The following is a 14,892-nucleotide window of genomic DNA, read 5'->3' on the forward strand; positions in this document are numbered from 1 at the left end:
GTGTCCACAGCGTGCAGTTTCTATTCATAGGTGCCCCAAAAGCACGGTGCTCGCCAGAGCCACGGATGTGTGAAACCCTCCTTCTCCGAACACCGATACCCACACGCTTCGCCACCAGTGATTGAACCTGCCCAAGGAGCACCCCGCGCTATCCGCGGATAACCCCCCTCCGAATATGTACGCGCCTCGAACCACGTCGCCAACCCTGCTGGAAAACGAGGTCGCGAAGATGTGGGTGGCCGTAACCGACGAAAATAGCCGTACAGAACGCGCAGCCAATTCACAAAAACTGAAGCAGTAAACACAAACACGCATGAAGCTGTGGCCTACGAATACGGTCGCACAGACCAGGTAGGTAACCTGTCAAAAAACCGCAGCCGTAAATACCTGTAAGGCCGTGCGGGTTCCTTGGCAATGGTGCTTGCCCGAGAGCGTACGGGGCGAAGCGTGTTCGTGTCAGGATTCGCGAGAAGGAGGGGTTCACACATCCTCCGCTCTGGCGAGCACCGTGCTTTTGGGGCACCTATGAATCAAAACTGCACGCTGTGGACACTTAGGGTAGCGTGTTTTAAAAGCGTTTTCTTTGCTTCGTTTCTTTGTCGCTTTGGACAAAGAAATGACGTGCCGCCACGCACAGTGGCTAATAGTGATAAAGAGAAAATCCGACTCTCGCAGACCACCACGGTCGAAAGCAGCAACCCAGCATAGACCCCGACCACTAACCCCAGAACCGACCACCCCAGCACTGACCCCAACCACTACCCCCAAAATCCAGCACCCCGCCCCCGCCTGCGGCATTCCTCCCCTGTCTAGGTAAAACCCCTGATTTCCCACGACCTCCTCACGCACTATCCTCGCGCCATCAACAAACAGAACGACGTTCTACCAGACAGAACAACACCAAGCACGACGCCCATAGGAGGGTTCCATGGCAAGCCTGCCAATCGACGCGGCACACGGGTCGCCTAATTCAAGCGCCAGCGCGGGCGCCACAGCATTCGGCGTCAATGCACGCATCGACCGGCTGCCGGCAACGCGGTCCATCTGGATGCTGGTGTTCCTGCTGTCCATCGGCGGCTGGTTCGAATTCTACGACCTGTTTTTCACCGCCTACGTGGGCCCGGGCCTCGTCAAAAGCGGCCTCTATTCCACGACGACAGCGTCCTTCTTCGGCGTCTCGGGACTCGGCGCGTTCGTGGCGGCGTCATTTGCGGGCTTGTTCATCGGCACGTTCTTCCTCGCAGGCCTCGCCGATAAATACGGCCGCCGCACGGTCTTCACCGTCTCGCTGCTCTGGTATTCGGCAGCAACGCTGATCATGGCGCTGCAGACCACCGCGCCCGAAATCAACCTGTGGCGGCTGATTGCAGGCATTGGCGTAGGCGTGGAGCTTGTCACCATCGATACCTACGTCAGCGAGCTCGTCCCCAAACATCTGCGCGGCCGCGCATTCGCGTTCGTGCACCTCGTTCAATATTCAGCGGTGCCCTCGGTCGCGTTTCTGGCGTGGTGGCTGGTGCCGCAAAAGCCGTTCGGCCTGGACGGATGGCGCTGGGTCGTGATCATCGGCGCACTGGGTGCAATCGTGGTCTGGGCGATCCGCCGGCGCGTACCGGAAAGTCCTCGTTGGCTCGCGCAACAAGGCCGCACGGCGGAAGCGGAGAAGGTTTTGCAGGCTATCGAGGCAAAGGTCGCGGCGCAATACGGACGCGCGTTGCCGACGCCCGTTGCAACGGTCGAACCGGCCACGACGAAGGCCGCGTTCAGCGAAATCTGGCAGCCGCCGTATCGCAAACGCGCGATCACCATGCTCGTCTTCAATTTCTTCCAGGCAATCGGGTTCTACGGCTTTGCGTCCTGGGTGCCGACGCTGCTCGTCTCCAAAGGCGTCACGATCACGCACAGCCTGCTGTATTCGTTTGTCATCGCGATCTCGAATCCGTTTGGACCGCTGATCGGGATGGCGATTGCGGACCGGATTGAACGGAAGACGCTGATCGTGTTGTCCGCGTTCGGGATCGTGGTGTTCGGCAGCTTGTTCGCCACCCAGACATCGCCGGTCATGTTGATGATCCTCGGCGTGCTGATCACGCTCTGCGGCACCTTGCTTTCCGTCGGGTATCACGCGTATCAAACCGAGCTTTTCCCCACGCGCCTGCGTGCCCGCGCCGTGGGTTTGGTGTATTCCATCTCGCGTCTTTCAGCCATGTTTTCCGGCTTCATGATCGCGTTCGCGCTGCGCCACTTCGAAGTGACCGGCGTGTTCGCCTTGATCAGCGTGTCGATGGTGATGGTGATGGGCGCGATCGGCATCTTCGGGCCCCGTACCAACAATCGCAATCTCGATGAAATTTCGCAATGACGTCTTGCATCGGCTTTTTAGCTTTGAACATGAGGTTTTGACATGACGCTTCCGTTAACCGGCGTGCGGGTGCTGGATCTATCGAATGTGCTGGCCGGGCCGTTCTGCGCGTATCAACTTGCGTTGCTCGGTGCCGAAGTAATCAAGGTCGAGCACCCGGAAGGCGGCGATCTGGCAAGGCGTCTCGGCGCCGATAAAGACGCGTCCGCGCGCGACATGGGTACGTCGTTCGTGGCCGTCAATGCGGGCAAGCAATCGATCACGCTGAACCTGAAAGATGCGCGCGGCAAGGAGATCCTGCGCTCGCTCATCAAGACGGCGGATGTCCTCGTGGAGAACTTCCGGCCCGGCGTGATGACGCGGCTGGAGCTGGGTTACGAGGCCTTGAGCGAGATCAATCCAAAGCTCGTTTATTGCGCGATCTCCGGTTTTGGTAAGGATGGCGAATTTTCGAAGCGGCCGGCTTACGATCAGATCATCCAGGGCATTTCCGGCGTAATGAGCGTAACGGGCGATGCCGACAGCGCGCCTCTACGCGTGGGTTATCCGGTCTCGGATACGGTCGGCGGCCTGACTGCGGCATTCGGCATTTGCGCGGCGTTGGTCGATGCCCGCGCGAATGGACGCGGCCGGATGCTCGATGTATCGATGCTCGAAGCCACGCTCTCGACCATGGGCTGGGTCGTGTCGAATTACCTGAACGCCGGCGTCACCCCCGCGCCGATGGGCAACGAAAACTTCACGGCGGCTCCCTCGGGCACGTTCAAAACGGGCGATGGTTTGCTGAACATCGCGGCAAACGAAACGAAGCAGTTCGTGAGTTTGTGCGCGCTGATCGGCCGCCCGGATCTCCCCGATGACCCGCGCTTTTCCGAGCGCAACACGCGCAAGGTGAATCGCGCGGCGTTGAAGGTGGAGATTGAAGCAGCGTTGGCGACGGACAGCGCGATGAATTGGGATGCGAAGTTTACCGAGGCCGGCGTGCCGGCAGGACGCGTGATGTCGGTGCCGGAAATCCTCGCGCATCCGCATCTGGTATCGCGTGAATTCGTGCGTGAATTCAACAGCAACGACGCCACGACCCGGCAGCGCGTCACCCGAGCGGGTTTCCGTTTCTCCGATGCGGACACCGCACCCTCCACCCCCGCGCCCGCGTTGTCCGCCAACACGCGCGAGCATCTTGCCACGCTCGGTTTCGACGACACACAGATCGACGAACTGCGCGCCGAAGGAGTGATCTGACATGACGCAAGCTTTTGACGCCGCCACGCTCGCCGCGGATTACTGGAGCACGTCGATCATCGATATCCATCCGGGATCGATCAACGTGCGCGGCTTTCCGATTCAGGAGCTGATCGGCGCAGTCAGTTTCCCGCAGATGATCTGGCTGATGCTGCGCGGCGAGTTACCGGATAAAGCGCAGGCGAGCTTGTTTGAAGCGGCGCTCGTGGCGTCGGTGGATCATGGCCCGCACGCGCCGTCTATCGCCATCTCACGCATGGCGACGAGTTGCGGTTTGCCGTTGAATGGCGCGATGGCGTCGGCCATCAATGCACTCGACGATGTCCACGGCGGCGCGGGCCAGCAAGCAGTCGAGCTATACGATTCGATCGTCGCGCTCGAAGACGCGGGCGTGGCTCCAGGCGACGCCGTGGCGCAAGGCGTGGATGCGTTCATCGAAACGAAGGGCAAGTATCTGCCGGGCTTCGGGCATCGCTTTCATCCCGTCGATCCGCGTGCGGTCAAGCTGCTGGCTTTAGTCGATGCCAGCGTCGAGCAAGGCGCAATCAGCGGACGATACGCGGCGGTTGCACGCGGTATTGAAGCGTTGCTGAAGCAGCGGAAAAACAAGCCCGTGCCGATGAACATCGACGGCGCGACGGCCGTCATCTACGCGGAACTCGGCTTCGCGCCGGAGTTGGCGCGCGGGGTGTTCTGCCTATCGCGTGCGGTCGGGATCCTGTCGCATGCGTGGGAACAGCGCGGGCGCAACGAGCGCAATAAAGGTCCGATGCCGCGTCAGATGGCCTACACATACACCGGCAAACCCGAGCGTCATTTCGTTTGAACGTTGACTGCGCGCCGTTGCGCGTTGCGCAACGCGCGCGCGTCGCCGCCGAGCGCATCGGTCGCACGGGCGGCGCAATCGAACAACGCGTCAATGTTGCGCGCCACGAACGCCTGATCGATTCGTGAGCTCGGACCCGCGAGCGTCAACACGCCACGCACGGTCTGGCGCACACCGAAGACGGGCATCGAAACACCGGCGGTCTCGCGGTCGCGCTCGCCCATGGAAACACAGTAGAAGTCGTCGCGAATGCGCTGGAACACTTCGCCTTCCGCGCCGCCGAACGCAAGCAACGCCAACCCGCCCGAACCGCTTTCCAGCGGCAGGACATCGCCCTCGCGAACGTGGTAACGCACGGCATGCGTCGAATCCACGCGATGCAAACACACACGCACCGCTTCGTCACGCACATAGAACGACACGCTTTCACCGCTGATTTCAGCGAGTTCGCGCATCAACGGAACGAGGATATCGCCGAGATTCAAACTGCGTTGATACAACGCGCCGAGCATGAAGGTGGCAGCGCCGAGCTGATAGCGGCCGTCGTCGAGACGCAGCAGCAAGCGGTGCTGGATCAGCGCGCCCGCGAGACGAAGCAATGTACTTTTGTAGAGCCCGGTACGCGCCGCCAACTCAGCGAGTGTCAACGACTCATCGTCCGGCCTGAATGCGAACAGAATCGCGCAAGCACGGTCGATGACGGCAACGCCTTCGCTCTCTTTCGGGCCAGGTTTGATCTCGGGCGTTTGCATGGTTAAGTGACGTGAGCGACATACGCGACGCATCTCGTCTTGTGTTTGTATCGAAGGGGAAATTTTACGCGATGCAGGGCGCGTCTCATACGGTTCATATCGAAGGCTGAAAACCCCCTTCTCTGCGGAACCTGTTTTGATGAATTTCAAAGGCGCCTCGATCGGGCGACGGCAGATGGCAAATTCGCGTGGGCGTGGCGGGGCAGATTGTTAGTTGCTTTTTCACGAAACGGTGCGCTGCGCAAACACGCCGACGCGCGTCACGCACTAGCGTGCGAAGCTCAGGAATACGTGGCAGCATTTACGTGTCGAACGTAGCGGGCCAATGGGCCAATCTCATGGAGAACACGCATGGACGATCGGAAGCTGCTGGCACGCACGGCTAAACTTGAAATTGCGTACACCGCGTCCGGGCCGGCCGACGGGCCGCCGGTCATGCTGGTGCATGGCTGGCCTGATGCCGCGCGAGCCTGGACGCCCGTAGCGGCACGTCTCGCCGCAGCGGGTTTTCAAACGATCGCTCCAGACTTGCGCGGCGCCGGCAACACGCGCTTTCTGTCGGCGGAAACTGTGCGCGACGGTTCCGGCGTGGCCCTCGCGCAAGACGCGATCGATCTGGCCGATGTCCTGGGAATAAATCGTTTCGATGTCATCGGCCACGACTGGGGCGCACGCGCGGCCTATACGCTGGCGGCGCTGTTTCCCGGGCGCATTGGACGTATCGCCGGGCTCGCACTGCAGTTCCAGCCGAAAGGCGCGTTCGAATTGCCCCACTTCTCGCAGGCGCGGAAGTTTTGGTATCAATGGTTCATGGCGCTCGATGCCGCTCCCGCAGCGGTCGCCGCCGATCCCAAAGGTTTCGCCCGTTTGCAATGGGATACGTGGTCGCCGCCCGGCTGGTTCGACGACGAAGAATTCGCTCGGACCGCCGCCGCCTTCGACAACCCCGACTGGGTGCCCATCACGCTCAACGGGTATCGGCGGCGCTGGCGTGAGGGCGAAGCATCCGATCCGGCGTATGCCGTGCTGCGGGAAAAACTGGCGGCCATCGACCAGCTTTCGACACCGACGCTAATGATCCAGGGCGGCGCCGATTTCTGCGACGAACCGGCTTCATCGGAAGGGATGGAGGGGCACTTCACGGGCGGGTATCGGCGGGTGGTACTGGACGGCGTGGGGCACTTTCCGCCCCGCGAAGCGCCGGACGAAGTGGCGGACCTGCTCATCTCGCATCTGCGCGGCGAGTAAGTGCTTGGTGAACAGAGTCACTCAACGAACATCGCCCAAGACGTGAGACCGATTTTCGACGTGAACTAAGCGCCGATGTATTCGTCCGTGGACAGCATCGTTGCATAGCCGAAGGCAAGCGCTGCCATGAAGGCCGCATGCACGTGTGCAGCAGGAACTTTGACGCCACCGAATTCCATATCGAGCGTAGCAACGGCATCATGTATGACCGTGGCCTTGTAGCCAAAGTCGACAGATGCCCGGGTGATGGCGTCGACACACATGTGGCTCATTGCCCCGGCAATTACCACTTCTTCAATGCCGTTGGCATCCAGAATGTTCTTGAGACCGGTGTCACGAAAGGCATTGATTTGATGTTTCAAGACGACGTGTTCTCCTTCCTTATTGATTACCTGCGGAGCGATCGCGGCACCTTCAGAACCTGCGACGAAAAACGCCGCGTCGCTCTTCGGGGACTCATGGCGAACGTGCACGACGAGATGCCCCGCCGCACGCGCTGATTGAAGCAGGCGCGCCGCGTTGGCGGCAGCGGCCTCGATGCCCGTCAATGTCCATTTCCCGTTTGGGAAGTAATCGTTTTGCAGGTCTACGATGATGAGTGCACGCTGGGTCATGTCTATTCTCCTGGTATTGACGAGAAACGCGATCGTTCTCTGAGACTCAAGAGTAAGCTTGCGCGACTGTTTTGCGAATTGGCAGGACTGACAAAAAACGAGGTAAAACTGACAATGGCAAAGAAAATAGCCCCCGTGGAAATAGCACTGCTGATATATCCGGGGTGCCAGCTCGCTGCCGTTCATGGGCTAACAGACTTATTCCACATTGCCGAGCGCTTATTTCAGCGGTCAAAAAGTGTCGAACACCCGATGCTGAAGGTAAGTCACATTCAGTTTGACGCGGGCAGCTCTTCTCCACCCTGGGCAGATAGCGCACCTGATTTCGTGATTATTCCGCCCTCGCTCGGGGGACTTCCCGTCGGCGATATTTTCGCTCCGATCGTGAAATGGTTGAACGACTGTCATGCGAGAGGCGCCGTGCTGGCGTCCGTTTGTGTCGGGACGTTTCTTCTCGCTCAGACCGGACTGCTCGCGAGGCGCTCGGCGACAACGCATTGGTCACAGGCGCAACTCCTTGCCGAGAGCTTCCCCGAAATTCACGTGGATGGCGACAAACTCCTGATTGACGATGGCGACATTCTGACGGCGGGAGGTGTGATGGCCTGGGCCGATCTGGGACTCAGGATAGTCGACCGTCTGCTCGGTTCTGCAGCCATGTTGGAGACTGCCCGTTTTCTTTTAGTCGATCCTCCGGGACGGGAGCAACGTTACTACAGTGCGTTCTCCCCGAAGCTCAATCACGGCGATAAAACGATTCTTGACGTGCAGCACTGGTTACAGCAGGACAGTGCCCGCCATCCCACAGTTGCTTTGATGGCTCAGCGCGCCGGCTTGGAGGAAAGAACATTTCTTCGCCGATTTCAGAAGGCGACCGGTCTTCGCCCGACAGAGTATTGCCAGCATCTTCGGGTGGGCAAAGCGCGTGAGATGCTCGAAACGAGTCAACAGCCGTTCGATCAGGTCGCTTGGAAAGTCGGTTACGAGGATGTAGGGTCATTCCGGAAAGTATTCATCAAGCTCACCGGACTGTCTCCGGGGGATTACAGGAAGCGTTTTCGAACGCAAGGCGAAGGTGCCTCGCCGATTCCTTGAGTAAAGCCTGCATGAAACAGACAGAGAAAAAACCACATCGGGCAAGGGCACTTCTCTTCACGGCGGCTCCATGGTTCGACGCGCATCGACGCAACCGCGCACCGGTTACTGACCGATCTGGCTTACGGACGGAGGAATCCATTTTCCCGCCATGATCTCTGCCTTAGGCCAATAGGCACGAATGAACAACTCAAAGTCGCCCGCTGGCGCCGGCAGCCAGTTGGCGACTTTGTCAGCGCTTGGACGCTCATGCTGCACATAGAAGGTCAACGAGCCGTCATCGCCATAGACGAGGTTCTTGTTCTTGGTGCCAACGGAGAAACGGTTGAGCTCATTCGGAGCGAAGAAGTGGGCATTGTCGTACAGCGTTAGCGACCAAAATCCATTTACCGGCGGCGTCGCGCCCTTCGGGAAAGTAATCTGGTAGGCGTTGGCCCCATTCAGCCGCTTCTTGCTGACGTCATACTCCAGGCCGTAATAGGCGGCTTCACGGCGGGGATTGACGAAGATATTGGCCTTGGCAGCGGCCGCACGAGTGTAGTAATCCGTTCCGAACTCCGCGCCATTGATTGGCGCGACCCAACCGTTTCCAACCGGGACGCCCGCGAAAGAGTATTGATGCATCTCAGGCATCATTTCCTTGTCTACGTCCACCGCAGCCTGCTTGAGCGTCTCGGCCACTTGCGGATTCTTGGCTGCGGCATCGAGCAGGGAAGAGATCCAGCCATAAACTGCCTCCTCTCCAGGCTGCGGTGGCACTTCCTTCATCACCGCAGGTAGTTCAGCGAAAAAGGCTTCCGGTTTGACCCACTGGGTTTCAGCGCCGCTACCCTGTGTGCCGCCGGCTGGATCGGACAACGTCGGAATGGCTGCCCAGTCTTTGGTTTTCATCTTGCCGTCGTACTCGCTGAGAGGGTACGCCATGATCTGACTCACCAGCGGCTGGATTGCCTTACGGTCTTGCGCCGTATCATCGAGGAAGGCGCGCGGAATCACGTACGCAAGGTTGGTGGGCGATCGGAATACGCCCTTGATTCCCCTTGGCACAGTGCCTTTCCAGTTTGGCCCAACCACCATGTAGAAACCCGGCTTGGTGCCATACATCTTGCCGACGCCTCCAAGCGTGTCAGTACGCTGATCGCCGAGTTGATACACCCAAAAACGATCAGCGAAATCGGGCACCTGAAATACCGCCGGTTCCTTTTCCAGAGAGAAAAGTCCGAACCCGTAGACGACGTCCTGATTAGGGGTTGCAACGGCGCGTTCCTCGGGCTTGATGTAGTCGGTCAACATCGTGAGCCTGTTCAGCGGCGCTAACGGCAGCACGCCGTCACCCAGGCCGGATTCCGGCACCTTCGAAAAAATGAGGTGACGATTGTGCATGTTCACAAGCGGCCATCCCCAAACGTAGGCGATCTTCGCGAGGTTACGAACATACGATTCCGGCATCTGTGTTCCAGCGACAGGGCCAGAGGGGATCGCCCGGCTAAGGCCAGGCACTGTCACACGCTGTGTGTCGGCAAACGAGTTCGGCGCGCATGAGAGGGCGGCCAGGATCATGGCGCCCCCTAAGAGCAGTGAACGCGGGCGGAGTAGCTGAACCTCTGACTTGACCATAGGAGTCCTTGGTTATGCATCATTCCTTTCCCGGGATTCACCGGCCGGGGCCTGAGCAGGGCGCCGACATGCACCCGCTTTGCCAGAAGCGACGTCCATCGCAGAATGAGGATGTAATCCCGAGGCAAATTCGACCGATATCAGATTTTGTATCGCAATGCACGCGGCCCAGCTAACTTCCCGTATTTTTTTGGATTTCAGGACTGGTGCCTGTGAGTCCCGCATTTAGTCCCGCGTTTCAAGAAATATTTTCTTTCGACGCACACAAAGGTCCGGATATCAATTATTGGTTTAGGTCGGCGTCGTCTCATCTCGTACTCAATCAAGGGGATAAGCGAATGCAGATACACGGTGCGGCCTCTCGGTAATCGACGAGACTCAACCCATACACGCTGCGTGGCCCTTAGCCGGCCATGCCTGACAATGAGGCGGTTCCAATGCAACCCGTGCTTAAGCTCACGTTTTCAGTTTGCGTTGCTTGTCTGCTAGGCTCGTGCTCCAGCTCGCCCCCGCAGTCAGGCAGTGCGGAGGCGGCCCAGCCGGCATCAATGTCAACGTCAACGTCGCACTATGAGGCCCTCGCCGACTTACCATTCGATGGCGGCTATCCAACCCGGGACGGCATCAAGACGTTGCGGGACGAACTGCTATTCCAGCGCGGGGTGCAGAGTTATATTTGGGCGCTGCCGGCGTTGAATGTGTACGCCATGAAGGAAGGGTCCGAGGCGAAATTCGGCGCGGGCTACAACGTGCTGCCAATCTGGAAGCAACGCCTCAATGCCAAGACGCTGGTAACCACGCCAAATTCGGACGTGATCTATGCCATGGGCTACCTGGATCTGCACCAGGATGGCCCGATGGTCATTGAAGTGCCCCCGGGACTGCAAGGTATTCTCGACGACTTCTTTCAGCGTCCGATCTGCTCTATCGGCAAGATCGATGGCCGGCAGTGGTGTGGCGACGTCGGGCTGCCTGGGCCCGATAAGGGCAAAGGGGCTAAATATCTCATCGTGCCACCCGACTACCAGGGAAAGGTCCCGCCCGGTTATCTGGCGTACCGCTCACGTACCTACAATGTTTTCGTGTTTTGGCGTGGCTTCTTCAAGGACCCCAAGCAATTGGAAGCGCCCGTGCAAGTCATGCAACAGACGCGCATCTATCCGCTTGGAAAAGAGTCGTCGGCCAAGCCGATGCAATTTCCGGATGCATCGGGCGTGCCGGTAAACATGCTTTATCCAAAGGATGTGACGGCCTTCGATATGCTTTCTCGCTTTCTCGATCACGAATATGTTGACCCGCAGGACATGGAGATGCGTGGAATGCTCGCGGCGATCGGCATTGTCAAAGGGCAACCGTTCAAGACTGACACGCACAACCGTGAGCTACTCGACGACGCAGCGAAAACGGCCAGCAAAATCGGCCTCGCGGGCTCTTATGAGCCGCAGACAATCGTGTCTAACGGCACGTGGTACGAAGACCGACGCTGGCTCAATGTTTTCCCCGGCAATGCGACGTTCACGGGGGACACGTTCAACTATATCGACCCGCGTACTGGATTTTTTACGAACGCTTACTCGGCCAGCCCGGGCATGGCTGTGAACATGGAGAATGTCGGCGCAAAATATCCGGCCACATTCGTCGACGCGAACGGCGACTTCCTACGCGGCCAGAACAGCTATCGTCTGCGGTTACCCAAAGACGTCCCCGCCGCGCTGTTCTGGTCCGTTACGGTTTACGACTCGACAACTGCGTCCGGACTGGACAATGGTCAGCCCTTCCCTTCGATCAACACGATGGACAAGCCCATCCAGAACGCAGACGGTTCAACGGACATCTATTTCGGGCCCGAGTCACCAGGCACCGGCAAGAACTGGCTTGGAACGTTGCCGGGAAAAGGCTACTTTGTCATTTTGAGGCTCTATGGACCGACTAAAGCCTTCTTTGAGAAAACCTGGAAACCGAGCGATGTCGAAAAGCTGAACTAATGCAGCGGGATCGCGGTGAGCTTGGGACGCTCCACGCTTATGTCAAGGCGACGAGATTTGTCGGCCATTTTCGGTTGACGTATTCTCGCAGGTCAGATGTTCGGACACCCTTAACCACCGATCGCAATAACACCATCCGATGCAAGCACAACTCAGAATCGCCCGACCCGTCAGCGATCTTCCCCGGTTAGAGAGCATGTATTGCGCAGCCCTAAACCTGGTCGTGCTGGCACGATTTCAAGATCACCAGGGCTTTGACGGGGTAATGCTCGGACGTTCCGGAATGGACTATCACTTCGAGTTCACCCAGTGTCGAAAATATCCGCTATCGCCAACTCCGACGCCCGAGGATTTGCTGGTGTTTTACGTCCCGGATCGAGAAGCCTGGCAGTCAACGTGCGAGCGCCTTATCGAGAATGGATTCGTTTGCGTGACGTCGTCCAATCCCTATTGGGACGTATCGGGTCGAACATTCGAAGATCTCGATGGCTACCGAATCGTTTTGCAAAATGCGCCCTGGTCCTCCTGACGAGGTGTACTTTATTCGGGAGCTGGCTCGAGCTTTGCTCCATGCAACTTGACCAGGGAAAGACGAATTTCGGCCACTGTCAGCCACTCAACAATGCTGTATGGATCGTTGAAAATCGACTGCGACTGCGTGGCGCGGATCACGCCGTGGCGCCGCGCCAGAATTTCGCTGGCGCAGCGGCGCGTGCATTGAACTGACGGACGTCTTACCGATACCGTACAGACATCCCCAGCCTCGCGTGAGAGGCTTTGTAATACCCCGCATACACGCGTAATTCAGGTGTTTCTCTCACTGAGTCAAGTGCCCGCTGCTTTTGACAGGCTGAAGAGGGGTGGTAAATGAAAAATGATTTTCATACCACGGAGAATCGGCTACTGTGCCCCCTCCCCGAAGCGGAATGGGTGCGTCTGAAAACACAACCGGTGTCGGTTGACCCGGCGCCGGGATGGGTGGTGTACGAGGCTGGCGACCACGTCGACCACACCCGTTCGCGGCACGGTCGAAGAAGCAAGCTTCGAGCGCTTCTGGTTCTGGTCCTGTCGTGCTGCCTGAGCACGGCGCTTCGGGCGCAAAAGCCGGCATCCACCGATGCCACGCAGGCGAGCGCGAAGGCAACTCCCCGCGCCGGCCTTGACCGCTCCGGTAAAACCCGCAAGGGCAAGGCCTCATACTACGGCCAGAAGTTTTACTCAAAAAAGATGGCCGACGGTACGCGCATGAATCCGCAATCCAATGTCGCCGCGAGCAAGACTCTGCCGCTTGGCACCAAGGCCCAGGTAACGAATCTGGAAAACGGCGCCAGCGCGGTTGTCGAAATCAGGGATCGCGGCCCCTATGTCAAGAATCGAATCGTCGACGTGTCGCCCAAGACCGCCGATAAGCTCGGTTTGAAAGAAAATGGCACCGCCCCGGTCGAAGTCAAGCCTGTGGAAGTTCCGCAGCCCGACGGCAGCGTGAAGCCGGGCGCAGGCGCAGCGGAAACCCTGCGCGGCAAGTAACCGGTCGACTCCCAGGATAGCCATTCCTCATATTGAATTGGCGGCCCAATGACAACGGGGCGCTTCTCGTCGTTGCGCTTGTGAAACCGCTTCATGAGCGCATCGTCTCGCGTTGACTGTCAGCATCTTCATGGGCAATGGCCATCGCCATGGACTCCCTGTTGACATGCTTCGACGCTCAAAAGTGAACGACCACTGAACGACAGGAGCCGCTCGGCCCGGCTCGACCAATGACAGCGCTGGCCTTATGGCGCTCGCAACCTGGATTGCGTGTCACATGCTCACACTTTCCTCGATAGCTTGCTCGATGATCGATAACCCCTTATCGATCTCAGCCTCGGCAATGGTAAGCGGAGGAGCCAAGCGGAAGACATCTCCAAGTCCCGGCAACTGAACAATATTCATGTGCAAGCCGAGTTCGAGGCAGCGACGCGTGATTGCAGCGGAAAGAGCGGGGGCCGCAGTTTTCGTTGATCTGTTGCCGACGATTTCGATCCCGAGCATCAACCCGCGTCCGCGTACATCGCCGATACATTCGAAGCGGCCTTGAAGCGTCTCCAGACCGTCGCGCAAACGCGTACCGATTACACCAGCGCGTTCAACCAGGGCATCCCGCTCTATGATCTCGACGACTTTGAGACCCACAGCTGCCGGCATCGGATCGGATACATGTGTCGTATAAAAAAGGAACCCGCGTTCATGTGCTTGATTCTCGATGTCCTGAGTCGTCAGCACGGCAGCCAGTGGAAGGCCCGCGCCAAGCGTTTTGGACAAGGTCAGGATGTCGGGCACCACGCCGTCGTGCTCACACGCGAACATGGTTCCGGTTCTGCCCATACCGGTTTGGGCTTCGTCCACAATCAATAGCATCCCGCGCTCGACGCACTTCGCTTTTAGCGCGCGCATATAGCCTTGCGGCAGTTCAATCAAACCTCCCGAGCTCAGGATTGGCTCAGCGATGAACGCCGCGAGGCTGCCGCAAGACTGCCGGTCGATCAGGTCGAATGCATAGTCGAGTTCAGCCGCCCAATCATAAACACCGTTGCGTTCGAATCGTGGCCGGTACGGATAGGGCGCCGGAATGGCAAAGGACCCCACGGCGGCCGGACCGTAACCCTTGCGGCCGGCGCTATAAGTGGCCGAAGCCGCACCGCCGGTCATGCCGTGCCACGATTGAGCGAAGCTCACGATCTCGTGCCGGCCGGTTACGAGCTTTGCCATCTTGATCGCTGCTTCGTTGGCTTCTCCACCGGTGCTGAGCAGCAAGGAACGATCAAGTCCTGCAGGCGCGATGCCGGCGAGGCGGGTTGCCAGGTCCACGACCGGCCGCGAAAGCATCCCGCTGAAAAGATGGGTGAGATTCCGTGCGCTCTCTGCGATAACTTCGGCGATTTCCGGATGGGAGTGGCCAAGTATGGCGCTCATCTGTCCAGAGGTGAAATCGAGTATCGCCCGGCCCGTGGAATCATAGACGTGGCTGCCGCTGGCACGCTCGATTATGACGGGCGAGAATGTACCGCCATAGCGGATCAGGTGCCGCTGAGCGTTTGACCAAAAGTCCCGATCGGTTTGTGCTGACATGACGGTGTCCAGTGTGGAGGGCGGGTGCGCCGAAGGTCAATGT

The 14,892-nt window shown here is 58.8% G+C and carries 12 protein-coding genes; 8 read left to right on the forward strand and 4 right to left on the reverse strand.

The genetic code is table 11. The features are described 5' to 3' along the window. The first annotated feature begins 928 nt into the window (after positions 1-928). The 3 genes from ACSQ36_RS34875 to ACSQ36_RS34885 are packed head-to-tail and all read left to right on the forward strand — an operon-like array spanning position 929 to position 4,430. The gene (locus tag ACSQ36_RS34875; protein WP_436185590.1) at positions 929-2,362 is read left to right on the forward strand and encodes an MFS transporter; all 1,434 of its coding nucleotides are present in this window, start codon (positions 929-931) and stop codon (positions 2,360-2,362) included. A gap of 42 nt (positions 2,363-2,404) precedes the next feature. After that, positions 2,405-3,604 carry a CaiB/BaiF CoA transferase family protein gene (locus ACSQ36_RS34880; protein WP_436185591.1) on the forward strand — a complete coding sequence of 400 codons (1,200 nt, stop codon included), beginning with the start codon at positions 2,405-2,407 and terminating at the stop codon, positions 3,602-3,604. Between the two features lies 1 nt (position 3,605). Continuing rightward, entirely contained in the window at positions 3,606-4,430 is an 825-nt protein-coding gene (locus ACSQ36_RS34885; protein ID WP_436185592.1) for a citryl-CoA lyase, read from the forward strand. On the opposite strand, the gene ACSQ36_RS34890 is transcribed toward ACSQ36_RS34885, so the two are convergent. Beyond that, positions 4,418-5,182: an IclR family transcriptional regulator gene (locus ACSQ36_RS34890; protein WP_436185593.1), complete on the reverse strand. Its 765-nt coding sequence runs from the start codon at positions 5,180-5,182 to the stop codon at positions 4,418-4,420. The two genes, ACSQ36_RS34885 and ACSQ36_RS34890, sit on opposite strands and share 13 nt — an antisense overlap. Before the next feature lie 351 nt (positions 5,183-5,533). Here ACSQ36_RS34890 and ACSQ36_RS34895 point away from each other — a divergent pair, with 351 nt between their 5' ends. Further along, positions 5,534-6,430, forward strand: coding sequence for an alpha/beta fold hydrolase (locus tag ACSQ36_RS34895; protein ID WP_436185594.1), 897 nt, complete (start codon positions 5,534-5,536; stop codon positions 6,428-6,430). Between the two features lie 65 nt (positions 6,431-6,495). Here ACSQ36_RS34895 and ACSQ36_RS34900 read toward each other — a convergent pair whose 3' ends face one another. Beyond that, complete coding sequence (locus tag ACSQ36_RS34900) at positions 6,496-7,044, reverse strand: cysteine hydrolase family protein (protein ID WP_436185595.1); 549 nt, start codon at positions 7,042-7,044, stop codon at positions 6,496-6,498. 114 nt (positions 7,045-7,158) lie between these two features. On the opposite strand from ACSQ36_RS34900, the gene ACSQ36_RS34905 reads away from it, so the two are divergent. Next, a complete protein-coding gene (locus ACSQ36_RS34905) occupies positions 7,159-8,139 on the forward strand; it encodes a GlxA family transcriptional regulator (protein WP_436185596.1) in 981 nt (326 codons plus the stop codon). 105 nt (positions 8,140-8,244) lie between these two features. Here the strand turns inward: ACSQ36_RS34905 and ACSQ36_RS34910 are convergent, their stop codons facing one another. Further along, positions 8,245-9,588: a DUF1254 domain-containing protein gene (locus tag ACSQ36_RS34910; protein WP_436185597.1), complete on the reverse strand. Its 1,344-nt coding sequence runs from the start codon at positions 9,586-9,588 to the stop codon at positions 8,245-8,247. A 716-nt stretch (positions 9,589-10,304) separates the two neighbouring features. Here ACSQ36_RS34910 and ACSQ36_RS34915 point away from each other — a divergent pair. From ACSQ36_RS34915 to ACSQ36_RS34925, 3 genes are all read left to right on the forward strand, one after another. Continuing rightward, the gene (locus tag ACSQ36_RS34915; protein WP_436185598.1) at positions 10,305-11,741 is read left to right on the forward strand and encodes a DUF1254 domain-containing protein; all 1,437 of its coding nucleotides are present in this window, start codon (positions 10,305-10,307) and stop codon (positions 11,739-11,741) included. Positions 11,742-11,880: 139 nt separating this feature from the next. Continuing rightward, the gene (locus tag ACSQ36_RS34920; protein WP_436185599.1) at positions 11,881-12,270 is read left to right on the forward strand and encodes a VOC family protein; all 390 of its coding nucleotides are present in this window, start codon (positions 11,881-11,883) and stop codon (positions 12,268-12,270) included. Positions 12,271-12,722: 452 nt separating this feature from the next. Next, a complete protein-coding gene (locus ACSQ36_RS34925) occupies positions 12,723-13,268 on the forward strand; it encodes a septal ring lytic transglycosylase RlpA family protein (RefSeq protein ID WP_436185600.1) in 546 nt (181 codons plus the stop codon). A gap of 273 nt (positions 13,269-13,541) precedes the next feature. Here ACSQ36_RS34925 and ACSQ36_RS34930 read toward each other — a convergent pair whose 3' ends face one another. Next, a complete protein-coding gene (locus ACSQ36_RS34930; RefSeq protein WP_436185601.1) occupies positions 13,542-14,849 on the reverse strand; it encodes an aspartate aminotransferase family protein in 1,308 nt (435 codons plus the stop codon). Positions 14,850-14,892 lie beyond the last annotated feature (43 nt).

The sequence above is a fragment of the Caballeronia sp. LjRoot34 genome (assembly GCF_964253815.1).
In the GTDB taxonomy this organism is placed as follows: domain Bacteria; phylum Pseudomonadota; class Gammaproteobacteria; order Burkholderiales; family Burkholderiaceae; genus Caballeronia.